15 protein-coding genes are annotated in these 23,257 nt (G+C 60.7%); 2 read left to right on the top strand and 13 right to left on the bottom strand.

Features of this window, described 5'->3' with window-relative positions; translation table 11 throughout:
* Positions 1 to 77 precede the first annotated feature (77 nt).
* Both E4P00_RS17725 and E4P00_RS17720 read right to left on the bottom strand, forming a co-directional pair.
* On the bottom strand, positions 78 to 2,336 hold the full coding sequence (locus E4P00_RS17725; protein WP_248132293.1) for an ATP-dependent DNA helicase: 2,259 nt from the start codon (positions 2,334 to 2,336) through the stop codon (positions 78 to 80).
* The gene (locus E4P00_RS17720; protein ID WP_248132291.1) at positions 2,333 to 3,979 is read right to left on the bottom strand and encodes a VRR-NUC domain-containing protein; all 1,647 of its coding nucleotides are present in this window, start codon (positions 3,977 to 3,979) and stop codon (positions 2,333 to 2,335) included. Before E4P00_RS17720 ends, E4P00_RS17725 begins: the two co-directional genes overlap by 4 nt.
* A 188-nt stretch (positions 3,980 to 4,167) precedes the next feature.
* Between E4P00_RS17720 and E4P00_RS17715 the strand changes: the two genes are divergently transcribed.
* Positions 4,168 to 4,392 (top strand): YgdI/YgdR family lipoprotein, encoded by a 225-nt coding sequence (locus E4P00_RS17715; protein WP_005788446.1) that lies wholly within the window; start codon positions 4,168 to 4,170, stop codon positions 4,390 to 4,392.
* Positions 4,393 to 4,526: 134 nt separating this feature from the next.
* Here the strand turns inward: E4P00_RS17715 and E4P00_RS17710 are convergent, their stop codons facing one another.
* From E4P00_RS17710 to E4P00_RS17665, 10 genes are all read right to left on the bottom strand, one after another.
* Positions 4,527 to 5,951, bottom strand: coding sequence for a lipase (locus E4P00_RS17710; RefSeq protein ID WP_248132289.1), 1,425 nt, complete (start codon positions 5,949 to 5,951; stop codon positions 4,527 to 4,529).
* 128 nt (positions 5,952 to 6,079) lie between these two features.
* Positions 6,080 to 9,187 carry an autotransporter serine protease gene (locus tag E4P00_RS17705; protein WP_078821394.1) on the bottom strand — a complete coding sequence of 1,036 codons (3,108 nt, stop codon included), beginning with the start codon at positions 9,185 to 9,187 and terminating at the stop codon, positions 6,080 to 6,082.
* Positions 9,188 to 9,301: 114 nt separating this feature from the next.
* Positions 9,302 to 12,259: an autotransporter serine protease gene (locus E4P00_RS17700; RefSeq protein WP_248132287.1), complete on the bottom strand. Its 2,958-nt coding sequence runs from the start codon at positions 12,257 to 12,259 to the stop codon at positions 9,302 to 9,304.
* Positions 12,260 to 12,304: 45 nt separating this feature from the next.
* The gene (locus E4P00_RS17695) at positions 12,305 to 13,645 is read right to left on the bottom strand and encodes a TolC family outer membrane protein (protein ID WP_005788450.1); all 1,341 of its coding nucleotides are present in this window, start codon (positions 13,643 to 13,645) and stop codon (positions 12,305 to 12,307) included.
* A gap of 2 nt (positions 13,646 to 13,647) precedes the next feature.
* The gene (locus tag E4P00_RS17690) at positions 13,648 to 14,961 is read right to left on the bottom strand and encodes an HlyD family type I secretion periplasmic adaptor subunit (protein ID WP_248132285.1); all 1,314 of its coding nucleotides are present in this window, start codon (positions 14,959 to 14,961) and stop codon (positions 13,648 to 13,650) included.
* Positions 14,958 to 16,712, bottom strand: a complete 1,755-nt coding sequence (locus tag E4P00_RS17685) for a type I secretion system permease/ATPase (RefSeq protein WP_078821396.1) — start codon at positions 16,710 to 16,712, stop codon at positions 14,958 to 14,960. The genes E4P00_RS17690 and E4P00_RS17685 overlap by 4 nt, the downstream gene beginning before the upstream one ends.
* A 99-nt stretch (positions 16,713 to 16,811) precedes the next feature.
* Positions 16,812 to 17,180, bottom strand: a complete 369-nt coding sequence (locus tag E4P00_RS17680) for an AprI/Inh family metalloprotease inhibitor (RefSeq protein WP_248132283.1) — start codon at positions 17,178 to 17,180, stop codon at positions 16,812 to 16,814.
* Positions 17,181 to 17,226: 46 nt separating this feature from the next.
* Positions 17,227 to 18,660, bottom strand: a complete 1,434-nt coding sequence (locus E4P00_RS17675) for a serralysin family metalloprotease (protein WP_005788454.1) — start codon at positions 18,658 to 18,660, stop codon at positions 17,227 to 17,229.
* A 366-nt stretch (positions 18,661 to 19,026) separates the two neighbouring features.
* Positions 19,027 to 20,133, bottom strand: a complete 1,107-nt coding sequence (locus E4P00_RS17670) for a P1 family peptidase (protein WP_103735198.1) — start codon at positions 20,131 to 20,133, stop codon at positions 19,027 to 19,029.
* Positions 20,134 to 20,142: 9 nt separating this feature from the next.
* Positions 20,143 to 21,507 (bottom strand): APC family permease, encoded by a 1,365-nt coding sequence (locus E4P00_RS17665; protein WP_005788456.1) that lies wholly within the window; start codon positions 21,505 to 21,507, stop codon positions 20,143 to 20,145.
* Between the two features lie 197 nt (positions 21,508 to 21,704).
* Here E4P00_RS17665 and E4P00_RS17660 point away from each other — a divergent pair, with 197 nt between their 5' ends.
* The gene (locus tag E4P00_RS17660) at positions 21,705 to 22,490 is read left to right on the top strand and encodes a LuxR C-terminal-related transcriptional regulator (protein ID WP_248132281.1); all 786 of its coding nucleotides are present in this window, start codon (positions 21,705 to 21,707) and stop codon (positions 22,488 to 22,490) included.
* Between the two features lie 2 nt (positions 22,491 to 22,492).
* Here E4P00_RS17660 and E4P00_RS17655 read toward each other — a convergent pair whose 3' ends face one another.
* Positions 22,493 to 22,945, bottom strand: coding sequence for a M10 family metallopeptidase C-terminal domain-containing protein (locus tag E4P00_RS17655; RefSeq protein ID WP_032875250.1), 453 nt, complete (start codon positions 22,943 to 22,945; stop codon positions 22,493 to 22,495).
* Positions 22,946 to 23,257 lie beyond the last annotated feature (312 nt).

Below are 23,257 nucleotides of genomic sequence, written 5' to 3'. Positions count from 1 at the left end.
GGTCAGCTACATACTGGCTGGCAGATACGCCGTAATCGGGAGCAAGCCCCCTCCCACATTTGAATCGCCGTAATCTGTCAAACATTGATCGCCCACCACCTCGGCAGCAACTGTCGAACCCGTGCCTCGCCAAAGCGGTCATCGATCAGCATTACCACGCCGCGATCGTGCTGGCTGCGGATCACCCTCCCCGCCGCTTGCACCACCTTCTGGATGCCGGGATACAGGTAGGTGTAGTCATACCCCGCGCCGAAAACCTCGCCCATGCGTGCCTTGATCTGTTCATTCACCGGGTTGAGTTGCGGCAAGCCCAGGGTGGCAATAAAAGCGCCAATCAAACGCGCCCCCGGCAGGTCGATACCTTCGCCAAACGCGCCGCCCAATACCGCAAAACCGATGCCTTGGCTGTGCTGGGTGAACTGGTCCAGGAACGCCTGGCGCTCGGCCTCGGCCATGCCGCGTGACTGCAGCCACAGTGTAATCTGCGGGTATCGCTCGGCGAGTAACTGCGCCACTTGCTGCAGGTAATCGAAGCTGGAGAAAAACGCCAGGTAGTTGCCCGGCTGCTCGGCAAATTGCCGGGCGATCAATTCCACAATAGGTTCCAGCGACGCCTGGCGGTGCACAAAGCGTGTAGAGATGCGCTCAACGATGCTGACCTGCAATTGCTCGGCCTTGAACGGCGACTCTACATCGACCCAGGCAGCATCCGCCGGCAACCCGAGTAAATCGGCGTAATAGTGGCGTGGGCTCAGGGTCGCGGAAAACAGCACGCTGCTGCGAGCCGCCGTCAATCGGGGCCGGATGAATTCGGCCGGCACCACATTACGCAGGCACAGGGTCGAGCTACTGCGCTTGCCACTGAACTGGCGCTTGCTGATGTCGAAGATGAAGTGTTCGTTGAATAGCTCGGCCACCTTGGAAAATTGCAGTGCTTCAAAGTAGAAGGCTTGCAGGTCGCCATTGAGGGACTCGGGGTGATCGTTGAAGTAGTCGCCCATGGCGCTGGTGCACAGGCTCAGGGCCTGTAGCAGTTTGTCGGGCCGGGTGGCATAGGCCTGATACGGCGCGACTTGTTCCTTGTGCAACGCGTTCCACTCGCGGTTCAGGCGCTGCAAGGGTTTGTTCAGCGGCTCGGGCGCGGTATCGCGCAAGGTCTTGAGGCTGTATTGGTCGAGGCTGGCGCTGTACATCGAACGGGCGCGTTCCACCAGGTTATGGGCCTCGTCGACCAGCGTCGCAACACGCCATTGGTTCAACTGCGCCAGGCCGAATAACAGGGCGCCGAAGTCGAAAAAATAGTTGTAGTCGGCGACCACCAGGTCGGCCCAGCGCGCCATTTCCTGGCTGAGGTAATACGGGCACACGTCATGGGCCAGCGCCACACTGCGCAGGCTGCGCTGATCGAGCAGGCGAACCCTGGACGCGGCCTGGCGGGCGGCGGGCAAGCGGTCGTAAAAACCCTTGGCCAGCGGGCAGGAATCACCATGGCAGGCTTTATCCAGGTGTTCGCACGCCTTGTCCCGTGCAACCAGCTCAAGTACACGCAGCGGCAGATCCGGACTGCTGTCGTACAGCACCTGGGCGGCATCCAGGGCGAGCTTGCGCCCCGGCGTTTTGGCGGTAAGGAAGAACACCTTGTCCAGCTGCTGCGGCGCCAGCGCCTTGAGCATCGGGAAGAGGGTACCGACGGTCTTGCCGATGCCCGTGGGCGCCTGGGCCATCAGGCAACGGCCGGTGCTGACCGCCTTGTAGACCGACTCGGCCAACGTACGCTGCCCGGGACGAAAATCGGCATGGGGAAATGCCAGGGCTTGGGCGGCCTTGTTGCGCTTATCGCGGTGCTGCATTTCCAATTGGGCCCAGTCGAGGAACAACGCACATTGCTGATTGAAAAAGCGCTCAAGCTGCGCCGCCTCGAAACGTTGGTTCAGCAGCGTCTCGCCTTCGCCAACGATATCGAAGTACACCAGCGCCAAGTCGATTTCGCCGAGGCCGAGCTTCTGGCACATCAGCCAGCCATACACCTTGACCTGGGCCCAGTGCAGTTGCCGATGGTTGGCGGGCTGGGCAGAGAGGTCGCCGCGGTAGGTTTTGACTTCTTCAAGGCGGTTGGCGTCGGGGTCGTAGCCGTCCGCCCTGCCCCGCACGTTGAGCTGCTGGTATTGCCCCTCCAGGGCGACTTCATTCTGGTAGTGCGCGCTGCGCCGGGACGCCACCGTACGGTGGCCGACGATACCTTCCTGGGCGCTGGGCGACGGGGTAAAGCGCAGGTCAAGGTCGCCGACCTTGGCCGTGAACTCACACAGCGCCCGTACGGCCACGCTGTAACTCAAGCGGGTTGCTCCGCCCAGCGCACGTAACAGACGGTGACCGGCATCTGGTACTCGCCGCAAAATTGCAGCCAGCGCAGTTGGTTGTCTTGCAGGCGGTCGCCCGGGCCCTTGACCTCGATCATGCGGTAGGTTTTTTGTGCAGGCCAGAACTGGATCAGGTCCGGCATCCCGGAGCGGTTGGCGCGGATATCCAGCAGCAGGCGTGTGAACCAATGGCGCAGGTGCTCGGCGGGCAGGCAGGCCAGGGCTTGCTCCAACAGCTCTTCGCTGAGCAGGCTCCAAAACACGAAAGGTGATTGGATACCCCATTTGTCCAGAAAACGTTGGCGGATGGTGGCCTTGTAGCGCTCATCCCCCAGTTGCTCGAAACACGTAGCAAACAACGCCTCGCGGCGTTGATGGAAGTCTTCGCTGTGCAGGTCCGCCGGCCCACGCTGGAACGGATGGAAGAACGCGCCCGGCAGCGGCGCGAAAATCGCTTCCCAGCACAACAGGCCGAACAGCGAGTTGATCAACCCATTCTCGACGTAATGCACCGGTGCCTCGGGCTCGTTCAGGTGCGCCTGGACGCAGTATTCCACCGACATCAGCGGCGCCTGGGCGAGTGCCAGGTCAAGGCGTGCAACCGCTTGCGGCTTGGCCTTGGGCAACGCCGGTTCGCCGAGTTTGCGGCGCAGGCGCGGCAATACACGCAGCAAGTGCTGTTGTTCAGCGGCGCTTTCCGGGGCCTGCTGAGCTGCGGTGGCCAGGGCCAGCGCTCGGGCGTAATCCTCTTGACGCTCAACGACCCGGATCAACCGCGCACGTGCACCGGGATAGGCGCAGGCAAGGTAGATCTGTTCAGCCAGCGCAAGCTCGGCGCAGCGCTCGCAATACTGGCCGATCTGGAACAACAGCTTGGCGCGGCGTTTTTCCAGCCAGGGGTTGTCGGTGCGCAGGCCGGCGATCTGCACCAGCAGCGTGTCCAATGCCTCACCGGCTTCAAACGCTTGCTGGCACTGGTGCAGGAACAGGAACCCCACCACGTCGTCACGCGTGCGTAACCCGCGGGACTCGGCGCAAATCTCGACTTTTTCATAGGTGTAGATGCCCAGGTCTGCCAGCACGAACTCGGACCAGTCCTGGTGCAGGTTGCCAAAGAACATCAAGCGCAGGCGATCACACAACGCCATGACCGTAAGGCTATAGAGCACATCATCCAAGCCCGGGCACCATTGAGCAAAACTGCGCGGCTCGCTGAACTGCGCCGCCAGCGGTTCGAGCCAGGTGGCCTTGTTGCCCTTGGGCTGATCGATCCAGGGCCTGAACGCGCCGAGGATTTCGCCCTTTTGCAGCAAGGCGAACAAGGTGGCAAACGGCAGCGGGCTTTGGTCATCCACCCATCCCAGTTCTCGTAATGGGCCCGCTGCCGCATGGGGGCAGCCGATTTCCACATAATTAAGCTTGGCGCCGCGAAAATGCACACCCTTGCGCATCACCATGCGCACCAATAACGCCTGGGACGCCTGGGGCAACCTGTCAAATTGCTGAATGAAATGCTGTTCGTCCGCATCGAGCAGATCGGCATAGCGTTGCCCCAGCCAGGCCAGGACCTGGCGGAAGTTATGCAGGTAATACAAGGGGTCTTCGAGGGGGTTGGCCATGGCGCGAGGGAGTCAAATACTGGTTATGCATACAGAGTGCCGATGCAAAGCCGTTGTTGCAATCGGTAATAGATAAATGGCGCCTGCAACTTTTTGCAAAAAAACGATCAGATGAGGGAGTTGATCGCGTAACATTTATAGCCCACAGCCAGACGCTGCGGGACTTTTCAGGGTTAAAGGTAAGGGTTATGAACATGAAGAATTTGGGTCTGCCGCTGGTTGCACTCACTTTTCTGGTATTGGCCGGTTGCTCCACGCAAACGGTAGTGACATTGCAAAATGGCACGCAGTATTTGACCAAGGACACGCCCAACGCCAAGACAGCCGACGGCTTCTATGAATTTACCGATATCGCCGGCAAGCGCATTCGCATCAAGGCCGATGATGTAGCCACGGTGCGCAAGGAAAACTAATCTTTCCAGGCGAACCGAGATCAAATGTGGGAGGGGGCTTGCTCCCGATGAAGGTGGGTCAGTAAGCACATCTGTGGCTGTCCCACCTTCATCGGGAGCAAGCCCCCTCCCACAGTTTTTAACCGCATTCCAACTTAAGCGATAACAATCCCCTCCCCCGACAGACTGCTCACGCCCACCAACGTCACCGAATCGGCGCCAAAACTGATCACCGTATCCCCGCCAACCACCTTGGTGTGATCGCGATAATCGGTACTGCCCTGCACATCGTTGAACACCAGCTTGTCTGTCGACTGATAGCCAATCACTCGATCATTACCAAACTGCCCACTGAACAAAAACGTGTTATGCCCGCTGCTGTCGCGGATCGTGTCATTACCCTTGCCGCCTTCGATAAAGTCCGCCCCCCTGCCGCCCTTGATCAGGTCGTCGCCGTCGCTGCCGATGATAAAGGTATTGCCCTTGTGCGCCTCGGCATTGCGGTTCAAGTCCTGCACCCAGGTGTTGGCCCGTGCCGGGTCGGAGAGGTTGGCGACGATCACCGTAGAGTCACGGGTCATCTGCTCGTAGAAGCCGGACTCAAGAATGCGCGTCATGCCGTCGCCATAACCGGTGGGCAAGTGCGAGACCCAGGTCGGCAGGTTGAGGATGGAAAACGGCAGCACGTTCCACAGTGCAGAAGCGTAGTGGTCGTTGAAGCTGACAATATTGTCGGTGCTCGATTCGTGGGGTTTGTCGTGTACGCCCAGGGACGACAGGTTGAATGAGGAACCGTCCAGCGCCCGGAATACCGGGTCGTTTTCGTAGCCGACGTTAAGCACCTTGTCGCCGGCGCTTTGGGTGGGCGACGCATAGGCTACGTAATTGGAATCGGTGTAGAACCCTGACCACTTGCTCCCGCTCAGATCCGCCATGCTGTTGACCGCAAGGCCGCCCAGGCTGTGGCCGCTGACCACCACATCCTTGCCGCTCAGGCCCTGGGCGCTGGCATAGTCAGCGACGTTGCCGAGCAAGTTGCCAAACGCCTCGCCAGCGTAATTTTTTGCATAGTCCTTGGGACCGAATGCAGCAAGCAGGTCACTGATCACATCCCCGATGGAATCGGTGATCAGGCTTTCCCGTGGCCCCGAGGTGCCACGAAAGCCGATGCCGATTTCCAGCAGTTTGCCGGCGTCATCGTATTTGCCCAGTACTTCCACTTGGGCGGTACCGTAGGCAGCCTTTTCGCCAAAGAAGGTGCCACGGGCATCGACCTTGCCGGTATAGCCCAGGGTGCTGGCGCTGATGGGGGTCCAACCGGCCTGTTGCACTGCGTCGAGGGCGGCTTTTTCTGAATCCGGGTTCCACGGGATCCCGGGAATCACGCCTTGGGCGTTGCCGCTGCCAATCAGCGCGCTCACCAGCGTGGCCGGCAGGCCAAGGCCCAAGCCGTTGTTCTGGTAACCCACGGCAAAGCCGTTATCCAGGTTGTGGTAGGAATACATCGTGATCGCCATCGCATCGGCGAACAACGTTTTGGAGCCCTCGGTGCCGAGGTTTTTATAGTCAAAGATACCCATTGGTAGTGCCTCTCTGTTGTTGGATTTGTAGAGAAAGCCAAAACACCTGTTATCCGTTACCTACTGTAGGAGCGAGCTTCTGTGGCGAGGGAGCAAGCTCCCTCGCCACAACCAGCTACACCTGGCCTTTAGAACGCCCAGTCCAGGCTCAAGCCGACGCCGTGCACCTTCTCTTTGCTGGCCAGCAGGCCGTTGTAGTCAAAGTTCACCCGCGCATCCTTGCTCAACGCCAGGCTGACCCGTGCCCCAACCAGTGCGGCATCCCGCACCATCGGCGCACTTTCGACCGCGAACGACGGGCCACCCGAGGCAAACGCCAGGTGTTGCTCGGAATCGGTGCTGCTCAGGTTGTGCTGCCAGCCCAGAGTGCCGGAGACTTCCAATTGCTGGTGGTCGTTGACGTTGAAGGTCTTCAAGGCGCGCACACCCAAGGTGCTCAACACCAGGTCGCGGCTGTCGTCGCCACTTTTCAGCGCAGCGGCATCGCCCTTCTCTTTGAAGCTGTCCGTGTCCAGGTGCACATAGGCCAGGTTGGCGAACGGCTCCAGGGCCAGCGGTTGCAGGTTGATGCGATACGCCGCTTCGGTGAACACCTGGGTGCTGTGCGCATCGACCTTGGCCTTTTGCTTGCCGGCGACATCGCCGTATTGCAGATCGCGCTTCACATCGGCGCGGTGCCAGCTGTAGGTCGCCCCACCGCTCAGGCGCCAGGCGCCGATTTCATGCCCGGCATAGGCACCGAAGTGGTAGCTGTCGACCGAGGCGCGGCTATGGGTGTCGCTGCCCATGTTCAGCGAGGTATCGCTGTAACCCGCGACCAGACCAATGCGCGTGGCGTCGTCGAGGGCACCGTCCACCCCGGCAAGCATCCCGCCGATGGAGGTGTTATAGCCAGCGGTGTCGCTGCGGCTGTCGGTCTTGCCCCAGGCGCCCAGGGCCTTGACCCATACGTTGCCACGGCTGTCGATGGCTTGGCTGGTTGCGCCCATCTCGCCATTGCGCAGGCGCTCGCCCACTGCTTCGCGTACATAACGGCTGTCATTGACCAATGCGGTTTGCAGCGCCGGATAGACTTCACCGCTCAGTTGCTGGAACGCGCCCTGGGCCGAAGCGGCCGTCGGTGCCAACAGCAAGCTTTCATACACGCCATTGCCCGCACCCAATTGCTCAGCGGCTGCGGCCACGGCGCGTTGGTTCGGTGTAGCAGCAACACTGGCGAAGCTGTTGGTGCGTGTCACGTCCAACTGCACACCGTTGGCCGCGTAATTCAAGGTGCCGCCGACAAACAGATAGTTGGGCAGTACAGCACCAAAACTGCCGGTGACACCGCCCGCCGCTTGCAGGATGTTGTACTGACGGCCGATCAGGCTTTGGGCCTGGGTTGCACTCAACAGTGTCGGGCTGTTTTCCAGGGCCAGGGTTACGGTGCCGCCATTGAGCGTGGCGGTACCCCCGGCGACGATACGGTCGCTGCTGGTAGGCGATAATTCCACGGCGTAGGTCGAGCCCGGGTTGAAGGTGACATTACCTGCCACGTTCAGGGTGCCAATGGAATTGCCCGGCGCCACGGCGCCGCCGCTATTTGCCGTCAGCGAGCCGATACGCCCCGAGCCACCGATTACGCCGGTCTGGCTGACGATGACATCGGAGGTGACCGAACCGTTGACCGCCAGCAAGCCCTGATTGACCAGGGTCGGGCCGCTGTAGGTGTTGGCGCCGGCCAGCACCAGGGTGCCGATGCCCTGCTTGGTCAAGCCGCCATGGCCTGAAATGTTGTTGCTCCACACATCCAGCCCGCAGTGCACGTCGTTGCAAATGCGCTGGGTCGGTTTGCCCGCGTCCACCACCGCACCGACGCCCGGCAGGTCCGCGACGAACTGCCCGCTGCCATAGGCGCCCTCAATGCGGAACTCGGCAGGAATGTCCTCGGCGGTGATAAACATCCCCGGGCCGTTGACCGCCTTGCCCAGGTTGATCATGCCCCAGCCATACAGCGAGTCGATACCCGGCGCGCCGAGGTCAGTGGCCGTGGTCTTGAGCACCGTGGAGATCTGGTCGCCACTCATGTACTCGAAGCGCTCCATCAGCACCGCTGCTGCACCCGCCACATGGGGGGCGGCCATGGAGGTGCCGTTTTTGTTGGCCCAGTCGGTGGTCAGGTTGTTCAGGTCGGTGCCGTTGATGATCGAGCTGTAGATCTTGGTACCGGGTGCCGACACGCAAAAACTCGCCGCATAGCCGCAACGTGAAGAGAAGGTGCTGATCACATACGGATCAGGGCTGGCGGTGTCCGGGTTCTGCTGCAATGCCGCCACCGACAGCCAGTTCGGCGCAATCTCCGGCACAAAATACGCCAGGCCGGAAATCGCGTCCGGGTTGTTGCGGTTGTAGTCGTTACCGGCGGCAAAGATGGTCAGCACACCACTGCGGGCCGCGTCGATGGCGCCTTGATAAGCACCACCTGCGATCGTGCCTAGGATCGGCCGGATCGTATTGAACTGCGCCTGGGCTTCATTCACGGTGAAATTGGGGAACGCCGGATCGCGGCCGCCCTTGGCGTACTGGTCACCGATGCCGATACCCCAGCTGTTGTTGATGATGCGTGCGCCGCTGGCAACCAACCCGTCCCAGCCGGCCTTGTACACCGCGCCATCGTTGCCGAGGATAATCCCGTCTTCCGGGCCCGGGTCACCGTTTTCGGCGGTGAGGATTTGCGCATTGAACGCCACGCCATGCATCGGCCCGCCATCGCGGTTACCCGCAGCAATGCCGCCGACGTGGGTGCCGTGGTTACCCAGCTTGCCGTTGGAGTCCTTGGACGGCGTGCCGTCGTAGCGGAACGCATCACCGGCCTTCACCGGGATATACGGGTCGGTGTATTGGCGAATGCCCTCGGTGACAATCGTCACCACCTTGTCGGGGCTGGCGAATTCCGGATGCTGGGCGTACACCGGCTGGTCGAAGATTCCCAGCTTGACGCCCTTGCCGGTGTAGCCGGCGGCATACGCGGTGTCGGCCTGCACGGCGCCCAAGCCCCAGTCGGCCTTGAACTCGTTGCTGCGCCAACTGGCGGCATCACCCAGCTTGCCGGTTTCCACATAGGGTGCAGCCTGAGCGGTTCCCAGGCTTGCCAGGCAACACAGCAACGCGCCGTATGGCACGCAGCTCAGCGCCTTGAGCGGGTAGCCCGGGCCGGTGTGGATGGCGGTAGTTAACCCTGACTTGCGTTTTTTCACGGTGACCTTCCTTAGTTTTCTTATTGCACGTGTGTAAATCACTTTCTCCAGAACACCGCCGATTCAATGTGGGCGCTGGCTTGCCTGCTCCCACATTTTTTGTTCGCGGTGTCTTCAGAACTGCCAGTTCAGGCTCAAACCCACACCCTGGGTTTTCGCGCGGCCACCCAACTGGCCGTTGTAATCCAGGTTGACCCGCGTCGCGGCATTCAGCGCCAGGCTGGCTTGCAGCCCCACCAAAGCAGCGTCACGCAGCAATGGCGCACTGCGCACGGCAAATGAAGGGCCGCCTGCGACAAACGCCAAGTGCTCTTCGGATTCCACGGCGGTGAGGCTGTGTTGCCAGCCCAACGAACCGGAGAGTTCCAGTTGCTGGTGGTCATTGAGGGCCAGGGTTTTCAATGCCCGTACGCCAAGGGTGCTGAGCACCGCATCGCGGCGGTCACTGCCGCGTTCCAGGGCGGCGGCATCGCCTTTTTCGTGGAACGACTCGCTGTTCAGGTGCACATAGGCCAGGTTGGCGAACGGTTCCAAGGCCACCGCTTGCAGGCGGATGCGGTACGCTGCTTCGGTGAAGACTTGCGCTGTGGTCGCATCCAGCTTGGTTTTTTGCTTGCCGCTGACATCACCCCATTGCAGGTCGCGCTTCACATCCCCGCGATGCCAGCTGTAGGCACCGCCGACACTCAAGCGCCAGTCGCCCAGCTCGCGCCCGGCATACGCGCCGAAGTGGTAGCTGTCGATGGACGCCGATGAGTGCGTGCCGCTGCCCATATTCAAGGAGCTGTCGCTGTAACCGGCGACCACACCCACGCGGGTCTGCTCATCCAGTGCGCCATCCACGCCCGCCAACAGGCCACCGATGGAGGTGGTCGAACCGGCCGTTTCGCTGCGGCTGTCACTCTTGCCCCAGGCACCGAGTGCCTTGAACCACAGGTTGCTTTCGCCGCTCACTGGTACGTGGCGCAGGCGCTCGCCCACGGCATTGCGCAGTTGCAGGCTGTCGTTGATCAGCATCGCACCCACGGCGGGGTAGATTTCACCGGACAGTTGCTGCAAACCCTGCTGGGCGGTGGCGACTGACTGCGACTGCAACAGGCTTTCATACACCGGGTTGCTGGCGCCCAATTGTTCGGCAGCCGCCGCCACGTTGCGCTGGTTACGGGTGGCGGCGACGCTGGCAAAACTCGCGTCGTTGCGCCCCACGTTCAGTTGCACAGCGTTGGCGGCATAGTCGAGGGTGCCACCGAGGAACAGGTAGTTGGGTAGCACTTGGCCAAACTGGCCCTGGATGCCGCCCGCGGCCTCAAGGATCGAGTATTGCCGGCCAATCAGGCTTTGGACCTGACTTTGACTGAGTAACGTGGGGCTGTTTTCCAGCGTCAAGGTGACGGTGCCGCCGCCCAGGACCGCCTTGCCGCCCGCGACAATACGGTCGCTGCTGGTGGGCGTCAGTTCCACTGCATAGGTCGAGCCCGCGCCGAGGTTCACATCTCCCGCTACCTGCAAGGTGCCAACGGAATTGCCCGGTGCCACGCGGCCGCCGTTGTTTACCGACAACGCGGCGATACGCCCGGAACCGCCAAGGGTGCCGCTGTCATTCACCGTGACCGCCGAGGTCAGCGAACCGTTCACCGCCAACAGGCCGCCATTGACGACAGTGGCGCCCCGATAGGTGCTGTCACCGCTGAGGACCAGGCTGCCGGCGCCAGATTTGATCAGGCTGCCTTCATACACACGGTTCGCCGCTGCCTGGTCGCGGGCGTTGCCGATGGCGTAGTCGGTCTGGTCCTGCTGGCTGGCGGTGGCGCTCACGCCGTTCTGCCAGCCCTTGTCGATCAGGGTTTGCTGCCAGGCGCTGTGCTCGGCGCGGTCCTCGGCCTGGCGCGCAAGCAAGGCCTGGTCGGAGATACCGTTGCTCCACACATCACCCTGCCCGGCTGCCAGGTTCACATCCATGGCTCCCAGCAGTTGACCCGGGCCGTGCATCGCCCTGCCGAGGTCCGGCACGCCCCAACCGACGATTGCGTTGGGCGCCTGGGTGATCGAACCGTCAAGCTGCGTGGCAGTGGTCAGCAACACCTGCAACGCTTGCTCGTTGGTCATATAGGGATAGCGCTCCATCACCAGCGCCAACGCCCCGGTGGCATGGGGTGCCGACATCGAGGTGCCGGATTTGACCCCATAACCACCGTCGGGAATGGTGCTGTTGATCAGCGCGCCGGGCGTGGAAATGCACCAGTATTTGGCGATACCGCACTTGTTGTATTTCTGGTTGTTAGCCTTATCCAGCCCCGACACCGCCAGCCAGTGGCCTTCCAGTTCCGGCTGAAAATACGGCAAGGCCGAGCGCACGCTGGCATTGGCATAGCCGCTGTTGCCGGCGCTGAACACGTTGATCACCCCGGCCTTGGCCACATCCGCCGCGGCGTCCAGCCAGGTGCCACGGTTGTAGTGCTGGGCGTAGGCGGCGTGCAGGTCACCGAGGGTCTGGTAGCTGACATCCTTGGGCTGGCTGCCCCAACTGTTGTTGATGGCGCGCACGCCGGAATCCACCATCGCGGTGTATACCGTCTTGAAGTACTTGGGGTCTGGCGTCGGGCCGAACAGGAAGCTGTCGTTTGCGTTGGTGTTGCCCACATAGACTTGCGCGTTGTACGCCACGCCGTGCATGCCCACGCCGTCGCGGGCGGCGCCCATGGTGCCGGTGACATGAGTACCGTGGGAATCGTTGTTGGGGTTGAGCGCGCCCGTGGTGCTGAACGCGCTGCCGTCGACATAGGTGCCGGTGGCGGTCACCGCATGAAAGCGGTCTTTGGAGGCTTCGGGGTGATTGGCATGGAAGCCCGAGTCCAGCGCGCCGATTTTCACGCCTTGGCCACTGATCCCGGCGGCGTAGGCTTCATCGGCCTTCATACGGCCCAGGCCCCAATCGCTTTGGTATTCGGCCGAACGCCAACTGGCCGGGTTACCCGCTTGGCCGGTCTCGGTGTATTGCGCCTGTGCCGCAACGGACAACAACAGCAATGAACCTGCGGTGAAGGGTTTGAAACGCGGTGAATCAGTGATCATCTGCACACTCCTGATTATTGTTATTCCCCTTATAGGAGCGAACTCCTAAAGGTTTTTATCCGGGCCGAAGGCCTCGTCTACCTTGGCCAGGTCGGTGTCGCGCAAGTTGCCCGCGTAGTAGTGCAATTTGGTCCAGGCCATCAGGTAGTCGTACCGCGCCTGGGCCAGGTCGCGGCGAGTGCTGTAGAGCTGCTGCTCGGCATTCAGCGCATCAAGGTTGACCCGCTCGCCACCAAGGATGCTCTGCTTGGTCGACACCACCAGCGCCTCGGCGGACACCAATGCCTTCTGGTAGGCACGCAGCTTGCTCACGCCCGACAGACATGCACTGAACTGGCGGCGCAGCTCGATCAGGGTTTCGCGGGTCTTGCCTTCCAGCTCGTACTCGGCCTGCTCCATTGCGCGGCTGGCCTGGCGGGTGGAGGCCGAAATACCGCCACCGGCATACAGCGGCATGCTCACTTCGACGCCAATAGTGTTGGTGTCGTAGCGCTGGTTGTAGGTGTTGCCGCTGTCGGACTCCTGTTTGCGCGACGTGGCATACGCGGTGATTCGCGGCAAATGCCCGGCACGGTTGCGTTCCACTTCATAGCGCGCCACTTCCAGCGACTGACGCTGTGAAGCCAGCACCGGGTTGTTGGTGAGCGCCAGCTCATGCCAGGTGTCGTAATTGGCCGGGGTCAGGGTGAACGCGGCAAAGCTCTGGTTCAGCGGCGCCAGGTCGTTGATGTTGACGCTTTGCACGCCGATCAACGCGCCCAGCTCCCTGAGTGACGCATCCTGCTCATCCAGGGCCTGGATCTCTTCGGCAGTGGCCAGCTCGTAGCGCGACTCGGCTTCAAGGATGTCCGTGCGCGTGCCCTCGCCGGCCTTGAACAAGTGCTCGTTCTGCTGGAATTGCTGCTCGAAGGCCTTTTTCTTTGCCCGGGCGATGTCGATCTGATCCTGGGCAAACAGCGCCTGGGTGTAATAGCTCAACACCCGCACCAGCAGCGCCTGGCTCTTGTCGCGAAAGCTTTCATCGGCAAACAGCGCCTGGGCCACGCCCTTGCGGTAGTTGGCATAGGCTTCGTAATCGAACAACGGTTGTTGCAGGCTGAAGGTGGAGCCGTAGCTGTTGTAGTTGCGGTCGTCCCTATAGCTGCCGCCGCGCCCGTCGGGCAGATGCGCCTCGGAGTTGTTGCGGCCCTTGTTGTAGTTGTAGGACAGCCTCGGCAGCAGCCCGGCGCGGCCGATGGTGCGGTTTTCCAGGCCGGCGTCGCGCTCCTTGATCGCGCCGAGGAACACCGGATCGTTGCGCAGCGCCTGCTCGTAAACATCGAACGGGCCCATGGCGGCCTGGGCACTGCCACACACCAGCAATAGCGAAATGAACACTGGCTTCATGCTCATTCCTCAGTCAACGCGGAGCCGGCGCGATCCAGCAGCGGCTTGAACAGGTAATTGAGCAATGACCGCTCGCCGGTACGCACGAACATCTCGGCAGGCATACCGGGCTTGATCACCAAACCGTGGAGTTTTTCCATCGCCGCGTCGCTGACGCTGGTGCGCAGCACGTAATACGGCGCGCCGGTTTTTTCATCGAGCATCTGGTCGGCGGAAATCAGGCTGACTTCGCCCGGCACCCGTGGCGTGCGGCTCTGGTTGAAGGCGGTGAAGAGGATATCGACGGGCAAGTGCGTGCCGACCTTGTCCACCAGATGCACCGGTAGATGCCCTTCCACTTCCAGGCGCGCGCCCTGGGGCACGATTTCCAACAGGGTTTCCCCGGCGCGCACCACGGCGCCTTCGGTGTGCACGCTGAGGTTGACGGCGATGCCATCGGCCGGCGCGTTGATTTCGCTGTGTTGCAGGTTGAACCCCGCAGACGTGAGTTGCTGCTCCAGGGTCAGGCTGCGCAATTGCGCGTCGGCCAATTGGCTGCGCACCTCTTTTTGATACTCCTCGCTGTGCTGCTGCAATTTGAGCCGCGACTCGACAATGCCCTGCTCTATCCGGCCGCTTTCACCGGCGTTTTGCGCCAGGTCCTGCTGCACCTGAGACAACTGGCGCTGGTAGTCCATCAGCCGGTTGCGCGGGATGTAGCCGTTGTCGGCCAAGGGTTGCAGATTGCTCAGTTGCGCGCGCAGGGATTGGGCCTGGGCGGTCAAGTCACTGCGGGCACGGCGCATACCGCTCAACTGGGAGGTAGCGCCTTCGATGCTGGCGCGAATCCCGGCTTGTTCACGGGCGAAGGCGTCGCGGCGGCTGCTGAACAGCTGGCGCTGGCCTTCCAGCACCAACGCCAGGGCTGGATCAGGATTGGCGCTCAGCTCGGTGGGAAAGGTAATGCTCGGCAGATTGTCGCGCTCGCTCTGCCAACGCGCCACACTGGCCCAGGCCATGCGGTACTGCGCTTGCAGGGATTGCACGTCGGCCTGGTTCTGGGTCTGGTCGAGACGAAACAACGGCTGGCCTTGCTTGACCAATTCGCCCTCCTTGACCAGGATGCGGCTGACCACACCGGGGCTGAAGGTTTGCACGGCCTTGCGCTTGCCCGACACCACCACGGTGCCTTGCACCGGGATGCCCTGATCCAACGGTGCCAGGCTGGCCCAGAGGAAAAAACCACCGGCACCGACGACCGTCATCAGCCAGCCCATACGCACGAAGAAGCGGGCATCGCGCTCTTTGAAACGAGGTTCTACCGTAATACTGCTCATGCGCCTGGGTTCCTTGCGGCCGGGTACTGACGACTGAAACTGACACCGGTTTTCTCTTTCGGCGCTTCCTGCTGTTGCCCGGACAACGCCCGCAGCACTTCCTGGCTGGGCCCGAACGCTTGCAGATGGCCTTCGCCGAGCACCAGCAATTTGTCGGCCTGGGCCAATGCCGAGGAGCGATGCGTCACCAGCACGACGCTGCTGCCTTGGGCTTTCATCTGCACGATGGCGCTGGCCAACGCCGCTTCGCCGACCGTATCGAGGTTGGAGTTGGGCTCATCCAGCACGATCAGGCGCGGCCCGCCGTACAGGGCGCGGGCCAGGGCTACACGTTGTTTCTGGCCACCGGACAGGCCGCCGCCGTTGTCGCCCAGCACCGTGTCGTAGCCTTGGGGCAGGCGCAGGATCAGTTCATGCACACCGGCCTGTTGCGCGGCCTTGACCACCAGCTCCGGGTCGGCCTCGCGAAAGCGTGCGATGTTGTCGGCGATGCTGCCGCTGAACAGCTCGATGTCCTGGGGCAAATAGCCGATGTGCGGGCCGAGGTCGTCGCGGTCCCAACGGTGAATGTCCGCGCCGTCCAGCCGCACGGTGCCGGCCAGGGTCGGCCACACGCCCACCAGCACGCGGGCCAGGGTGGACTTGCCGGAGCCCGACGCGCCCAGCACGCCCAGCACTTCACCGGCCGCCAGGTTGAAACTGACTTGATGCAAGGTCGCCATGTGCCGCCCCGGTGGGCCAGCACTGACCTGTTCGAAACTGACCTGACCCTTGGGCGCCGGCAAGGCCATTTGCTCGCCCTCTGGCGGGAATTCACGCAGCAGCCCATCAAGGCGCTGGTAAGCCAGCTTGGCCGAACTCCATTGCTTCCACACCGCGATCAGTTGGTCGATGGGGCTGAGTACGCGGCCCATCAGGATGGAGCCTGCGATCATCATCCCGGCGGTCATCTGGCCCTTGATCACCAGGTAGGCGCCCAGCCCCAATACCAAAGATTGCAGGCACAGGCGCAGGGATTTGCTCAGAGAGGTAATGACCGACCCGGTATCGCTGGCGGTGTTCTGGAAGCCCAGAAACTGCGAATGCACCCCGAACCAGCGTTTGCGCAATGCACCGAGCATACCCATCGCCTGGATCGTCTCGGCGTTGTGCAGGTGGCTGGTGGCCAATTGGGTTGACTGCTGGGAAAACACACCCGCCTCGCCCAATGGTTTTTTGGTCAGGTATTCATTCAGGCAAGCCAGGGCAATCAGCAATGCCGCGCCAGCCGTGGCCAGCACGCCGAGCCACACGTTGAAGAGGAAAATCACGAACAGATAGATCGGGAACCATGGCGCATCAAAGAACGCGAACAACGCAGGCCCGGTGATGAATTGACGCAGCGCGGTCAGGTCGCCCAGTGATTGCCCGGCATGACCCTGGCCGCGTTGCAGGTTGCGTTCGAATGCGGCCTTGTACACGCGCAGATTGAAACGCCGCTCCAACTGGCTGCCAATGCGAATCACGATAAAGCTGCGGATAACTTCAAGCAGGCCAATAAACGCAAAGAAGCCCACGACCATCAGCGTCAACATCACCAGGGTGGTTTCATTCTGGGAGGACAACACACGGTCATACACTTGCAACATGTAAATCGACGGCACCAGCATCAGCAGGTTAATCAATGCCGTGAAACAGCCGACGCTGATCAAAATACTCTTGTATTCACCCAGCGCCCTGAATAAGGGCGCAACCCCTTGGGACTTCGCCATATTGTTTTATCTTCCTGGAGCGCACTGCACGTAATAGTCGCCCTGCCGAGGAAGCGCACGGCCAACTGCTAAATCGAGTTATATGCTTATAACTTTTAACTAAGGCATTCGTTTCAGCTCGACAACTCGCCCGGTTTTAGTGCGGGCTTGATATTCGCCTTCTTTCTGGCGATTCAAATGCGTGATCCCTGAGCCTTCGGCGTTAAACAGCCAAATGCCGTCCGGCGTTGGCGACCACGTCTGTGGCTTGTCGCCCAGCCATTGCTCCACACAAGCGATATCGCCTCCCAGGGCATTGGCCTGTTCCAATAAATCCAGCGCGCATACCTGGTCCTGCTGCTTCAATTGCCAATGCCCCGCCAACTGGGCGGAGGTCGGTAATACAAGACTGCTAGCCATTGCGTGGGCTCCTGCCAAAACGAACAACACCTGCGAAGCACAGGCGATCAAATGAGAAAAACGTGGCATATAAAGCTCCATCCTGGAGCGCGGCGCCGAGGCGCCGCGCCGTGCATCAGGCCACGATGTCGCTGACGGCTGCCTGGCCAACGGTGGTGACGAGGAAATCCGCCACGCCGTGCCCGGAGAAGTCCACGGCCAAGGTGCCCAGGTTAGTACCCGAGGCATAGCTCAGCACAGCATCGCCGGCATGGCCGGTGAACGCATTGACGAAGCTCAAGCCCGCCCCCTTGGTGATGCCCGACAGATCGATCTTGTCGGAACCGGAGGTGAAGTCAAAGATCTTGTCCGCAGCCCCTGGCTTGGAATCGGAACTGGCACCGTACACGAAGGTATCGCTGCCGGCCCCGCCCCACAGTTGGTCCGCACCGCCGCCGCCGTAGATGAGGTCGTTGCCGGCCCCGCCCTTGATGGTGTTGGCGACTTGGTTACCAATGATCAGGTCGTTGCCCGAACCGCCGAATGCGTTCTCGATGGTGACGCCCTTGGCGATCGACACGTTGCCGACCAGGCCGCCAACATCGGAGAACGAGGTGGCAGTGAGGTTGATCTTCTGGTTTTGAGTGAAGCCAGAGAAGTCCAGGGTGTCGTTGCCGCCACCGTCCCACACCGAGAACACCAGCTTGTCGGCGTTGGATGTGGCGCTGAGGAAATCACGCCCGGTGTTGGAGTTGAACCCGTAGGTGGTGTCGCCGGCGCGGGTGTTGAGGTTGGCACCATAGAGCTTCTGGATCGCGGCGATGTCGTCGATCAGCGGGCCGGAAGCGTAAGCCTCGACGCCACCTTTGCTGAAGTTCTGGTTGGTGTTGCTCTCGCTCCAGTAACTCATGAGGCTATAGCCACGCGTGTCCTGTCCATAGGTCGCGTCGTTATAGGTCGGGTTGCCGTTCCCGGCGTTGTAGTCGCCAGGGTGAGCCAGGCCCAGGGTGTGGCCGATTTCGTGGGTCAGGGTCTGCCGACCATAGTTGTTCAGGTCCGGAGTCTTGTTCGGCGTGTAGCTGTTGTTGGTCAGGTACCACGAGGTGCCATCGTAGCCCGCACCGGTGCCGGGCAGGTAAGCGAAGGCCGCGGCGCCGTCCTGGCCGCTGCTGTAGTTGCCGAAGGTCATGTGACCGTCACCGCCGGAAGCCTTTTCGGTAAAGGTCACGTTGGCGACATCCGACCAGGATTGCATGGCCAGTGCGGCCTGTGCTTTCTGCTGGGCGTTGAACTGGCTGAACCCTGAGATGCCATGTTTGTTCATGGTGCTCTGGGTAGCCGAGGTGAGGAAGGTGTAGGTCAGATCGATCTTGCCGTTGCCATCAAAGTCCCGATACGCGGCGCCATCCCGCAGCAGCTGGGTCGCTGCCTGGTCCACGGTGTAGGACGGTTTGCCATTGACTGTGAGGTTACCGCCACGGTCATACAAATGGCTGAAGCTATCGATTTGCGAGTAAGCAGTGCTGGCTTGCGCGGCAGATACAATAGCTTTGTCTTTTACTTTTGACATAAACGTACTTCCTTGTTTGCAAGTGCATCAGTCTTTGTTCGATAGGAACCTCGCGGGCGAGGATAGTCCTATCACTCACCTCTTTTGAAGGCGTAAGAAAACTGACACAACTTGAAATCTTTCGTCTACATCTATTTCCACAGCAAAAATGTGACACAGGTTCAACTTGAGGAAGTCCCACGCAGTGTTTACTGGGAACGCTTGCTTTTACCCGCCGAATTCGAGCGCCGCATTATTTAAATATTAAATAGCAGTAAAGCCGCTCCAAGTTGAGCGGCGCACTTGAGTAATGGATCCAATATATTGTCACGGTGTCATTAGCGGCATTAAATAGCCACTACTTGCACTATTAAAGTGCAGTGTCCCCTATTGCCGGGGCACACTCCAGCCACACTTGTGCAATGCTGCCAAGAGGGTCTCGCCGGCCAGGCCAGGCACCTGGACACCCGCCTGTGTGGTCATGTCTTCCCCTGCCAGCATCGCGTTGATGATTGCTTCTTCCACTGCCTCCGCCGCCGCGCTGAACAGTGGAGAAATATGATCGTTATTGACCATATGCAACGCGGTACGCAGCGGCAGGTCCTTGCGCCCGTAGTCCGCCTGCGGCAAATCCTGATTACCGGTGGCAAAGGCCAGAAACAAGTCACCGCTGGAATCCTCGGTGCCGCCACCGGTGCGTGCGATACCGATGGACGCCCGCTGCGCCAGGCGTTGGCACTGATGGGGCAGCAACGGCGCGTCGGTGGCGATAACCACCACGATGGACCCCATGCCGGGCGTGCCCTGCTCGGCAAAGGGCGAAGTGATGTCCATCAAATGTCGGCCCACCGGGTAGCCATCGACCCGCAGCTCCTGGCGCTTGCCATGGTTGGCCTGCACCAATACGCCGACGGTCCAGCCGCCCTGCTCCGCCGACAAGCGCCGGGATGCGCTGCCGATGCCGCCCTTGAACTCATGGCAGATCATCCCGGTGCCGCCGCCCACGGCGCCTTCCTGCACCGGGCCGGTTTCGGCATGGTCGAGTGCCTGGCGCACATGCTCAGGTTGCACATGCTGGCCCCAGATATCGTTGAGCAGGCCGTCATAGGTTTCCATGACCACCGGCATGCACCAGTACACCGCGGGGTCTTGCAGGCGTTCGCGCTCCAGGGCGATCAAGGTGTCACGCACGATCCCGACGCTGTGGGTGTTGGTGATGGCCATCGGCGTGGTCAACAATCCGGCCTCGTTGATCCACTCAAGGCCGGTGGCATCACCATTGCCGTTCAGCACGTGGTACCCGGCAAAACAGGGTTGATGCCGGGCCTCACCGGCGCGTGGCTGGACCACCGTCACGCCGGTACGCACCTGCTTGCCGTCGACACGCGTCTTGAGCGTGGTGTGGCCGACGCGAACCCCGGGAACATCGGTGATGGCATTCAATTCGCCAGGCGTGCCCAGCCCCAGCGTGATACCCAATTGACGTGCGCGCATACCCACTCCTTACAATTTCTGAAAGACCGGACTCGACCGGCCACTGATGCAATACAAAATCACCGACAGCGCCAGCAAGCCGATAATGACCATGATGTCGCGCATCGACGCCTCAAGGATCAAGGTCACTAACAGATACCCCGCGCCGAGCACCGCCAGCACGGCCGGCAACGGCCACAATGGCATGCGATAGGGATGTTCGCGATCACGCAGCAGCACCCGGCTCATCAGCGCGCTCAGCGCCACCACCAGGTACACCAGCATGATCAGCAACACGCTGAACGACGTCAGATCCGCCAGGTTCGAGCTGAAACTCAACAGCGCCGAAGGAATCGCCAGGAACAACGTAGCCAGCCACGGCGAATCCCAGCGCGGATGAATCCGCGTGAACAGCTTGTTGATACTCGGCGTCCACAGTGCATCGCGTCCGCTGCTGAACACCACCCGGCCGATCTGGATGACAATGGCCACAATTGCGTTGAACACCGACAGGAAAATCCCGGCACTGACCAACCGCGACAGGGTTTCATTACCGTGACTGGTCAACAGATAGCCAATGGGGTCGGGGCTGCTGATCATCTCACTCAGGGACGGCGCGCCGATCAAGAGTGCGGTGATTGGCACCAGTTCGATCACCACCACCAACCCCAGGGACCACAGCACCGCCTTGTGTACCCCCTTGCCGCCGCATTTCATGTCTTCGGCCAGCAACACCGCCGGGCCGTAGCCATTGAATGAGAACAGGCCAATACCGACGGCACCGATCACCAGGGCCCAGGGCGCGAGGTGCAACACGCCGTTTTCGACGATCTGCGGCTGGAACAATACGCTGGCCGGCTGCACCGGGTTGCCGAAGCCGATCACCACAATCACCAGCAACGCTGCCACTTCCAACAGCAGGCAGGTGCCGGTAATCCAGGCATTGAGCTTGATATTGAGAATGCCCAGGGCGTAGCTGCACACCACGATCACCAGGGCGACAGTTTGGGAGTCGAAGTTCGTGCCCAAGGCATTATTCAGATAAGTCGCCGCACCAGTCGCCAATACCGGCGGGATAAACAACAACATCACCAGCACTGTCAGGAACGTGGCGTAGCCGGCCATGCCACCAAACACGCGCTTGGCATACACATACTCGCCACCGGCACTGTTATGGGCGCGTCCGAGTTCGGCGTAACAGAAGGCGAACATCAACGCCAGCAGCCCGGCCATCACAAACGCCAGGAACACACCGCTGCCCGCTTGCTGAATGGCGAACGGGGCGATCACAAATACGGAACTGGCCGGCGTCACCGCGGAAACGGTGATAGCCACTACATCAAAGACGCTCAAGGTGGGCTTGAGCACGCCATCGGGCGTGGGGGTAGCGCTCATATCGTTATCCTCTGTCGTTGTTTTTGGTGTGAGGCAGAAACGAAAAATGATGTGTGTGCGGGATATGCTTCCCGTTGAATAGTGACGACGTTATCGGCTGGCGGGCCGGTAGGCCAATTCCCCTATTGGCGTACTCCCCTTGACGGTACCGGCTAAAAGCCGAACCCTTGGCCGATCTTTTGAGGGGAGCCAGTGATATGAGCCTGTTCCGGGAAATCGGCATGCACGCGGGATTGGGGCGCACCCTGTCACAAATCGGCACCGAACGGTTCTGGAAACAATTGGTGCTGTTATTGCACCAATGCCTGCCCTTCGATAACGCCCTGGCGATTTTCTACCCGCTGGACGGCCCGCCCCAGGCCCTTGAGGAGTACGACGCCCAGCCCAGCAGCAAACCGGCGTCGATGCTGGTGTACCTCAACGGTCTGTACCTGCTCGACCCGTTCTACCAGGCGTGCCGCGAGAACTATGCCAGCGGCGTGTACCGCCTGGAGGAAGTGGCGCCGGACCATTTTCGCCAGAGTGAGTACTTCCTCAACTACTTCCACGACAACGTGCTGGAAGACGAAGTGCAGTTGATCCTGCAATTGCCCGGCACGGGCACGCTTTCACTGTCCCTGGGTATGCAGCGACGCTTCAGCTTTGAGGAAACCGGGCTGTTGACCACACTGGCTGCTTGGGTGCTGCCATTGATGCAGCAGCACTGGCAGCAAAGCACTCAGCGAGCACCGGCAATAGACAGCCAGATTCGGGACGCGCTGAGTCATTTCGGCAGTGGTGTACTGTCGGACCGCGAGCTGGAAATCGCTCGCCTGGTGTTGCGGGTTTTTTCCTCCAAGGCCATGGCCGAACGCCTCAATATCTCGCCGGACACGGTCAAAGTGCACCGCAGGCACCTTTACGCCAAGCTCGATATCTCGTCACAGCCCGAGTTGTTTTCACTGTTTATCCAGTCGCTGGGGCATGACCTGGAGAACCCGTAGGCTTAATCCGAATGGAAGAAATTAATATGCTGCGGCAACAGATTTACACCATCAACGCGTACGGAAAAGTTCGGCCCTTCGGCATTGACTTTGATAGTCAATGTACTCACGCCGAACGCGTGGCTCAGTTGCACATCGCCCACCTCCACAGGCGGGCCTGGTTGAATATTGATTGCCGATATAGCGTGGTCCTTTAACATCAGGGACACATCGATCTCATCTTCTTTCGGATTGAAATTCAGGATCGTGTCCGGATCATCGCTGAGAGAGTCGGTGCTTTTTTCATATTTGAATGTATTGGCACCCTGACGCCCCACCAGTTGGTCGCCGCCTGCCCCGCCGACCAGCACTGAAGGCTCGCCGCGCCTGGCCTCCAGCCGTTCGCGCTGGTCTGTGCCACGTAACTCGGACTGGGTCCATGTACCGCCGATTGGAAGGCTTTCTATGGAAGACATATAAGTCACCTGTTGATAATCAGTTATGTGAGAGTGTTACGTGTTGCGGCCGAAATCTCTCACAGTGACACCCCTTCTTTCCATTCGGAATAGTTGACAGAAAATGTCTTAATCATGACGCCATTATTTATTTAACCAGTGGCCGACTAATTATCTGAAAAGTGTCAATTAACGTCCGGTGCGATATAGACCGACCCGTTGCACAACTTGATAGCAGCCAACAGTAACCACGATGCGAAGCGAGCCGCTCTTGATCTTGATCTTGATCTGCTTTTGATCTTAAGCGCCCCGTCAAACCACGCTGGCCGGAAT

It is taken from the genome of Pseudomonas sp. B329 (genome assembly GCF_023127835.1).
GTDB classification, from domain to species: domain Bacteria; phylum Pseudomonadota; class Gammaproteobacteria; order Pseudomonadales; family Pseudomonadaceae; genus Aquipseudomonas; species Aquipseudomonas synxantha_A.
The sequence above is the reverse complement of the archived record's forward strand: the minus strand, read 5'-3'. Positions and strand labels throughout refer to the sequence as shown.

Coding starts and splice junctions, on each gene's coding strand:
- E4P00_RS17665 (WP_005788456.1), bottom strand. CDS start 21,507: ATGAGCGCTACCCCCACGCCCGATGGCGTGCTCAAGCCCACCTTGAGC.
- E4P00_RS17720 (WP_248132291.1), bottom strand. CDS start 3,979: ATGGCCAACCCCCTCGAAGACCCCTTGTATTACCTGCATAACTTCCGC.
- E4P00_RS17675 (WP_005788454.1), bottom strand. CDS start 18,660: ATGTCAAAAGTAAAAGACAAAGCTATTGTATCTGCCGCGCAAGCCAGC.
- E4P00_RS17715 (WP_005788446.1), top strand. CDS start 4,168: ATGAACATGAAGAATTTGGGTCTGCCGCTGGTTGCACTCACTTTTCTG.
- E4P00_RS17685 (WP_078821396.1), bottom strand. CDS start 16,712: ATGGCGAAGTCCCAAGGGGTTGCGCCCTTATTCAGGGCGCTGGGTGAA.
- E4P00_RS17655 (WP_032875250.1), bottom strand. CDS start 22,945: ATGTCTTCCATAGAAAGCCTTCCAATCGGCGGTACATGGACCCAGTCC.
- E4P00_RS17700 (WP_248132287.1), bottom strand. CDS start 12,259: ATGATCACTGATTCACCGCGTTTCAAACCCTTCACCGCAGGTTCATTG.
- E4P00_RS17695 (WP_005788450.1), bottom strand. CDS start 13,645: ATGAAGCCAGTGTTCATTTCGCTATTGCTGGTGTGTGGCAGTGCCCAG.
- E4P00_RS17660 (WP_248132281.1), top strand. CDS start 21,705: ATGAGCCTGTTCCGGGAAATCGGCATGCACGCGGGATTGGGGCGCACC.
- E4P00_RS17690 (WP_248132285.1), bottom strand. CDS start 14,961: ATGAGCAGTATTACGGTAGAACCTCGTTTCAAAGAGCGCGATGCCCGC.
- E4P00_RS17710 (WP_248132289.1), bottom strand. CDS start 5,951: ATGGGTATCTTTGACTATAAAAACCTCGGCACCGAGGGCTCCAAAACG.
- E4P00_RS17680 (WP_248132283.1), bottom strand. CDS start 17,180: ATGCCACGTTTTTCTCATTTGATCGCCTGTGCTTCGCAGGTGTTGTTC.
- E4P00_RS17670 (WP_103735198.1), bottom strand. CDS start 20,133: ATGCGCGCACGTCAATTGGGTATCACGCTGGGGCTGGGCACGCCTGGC.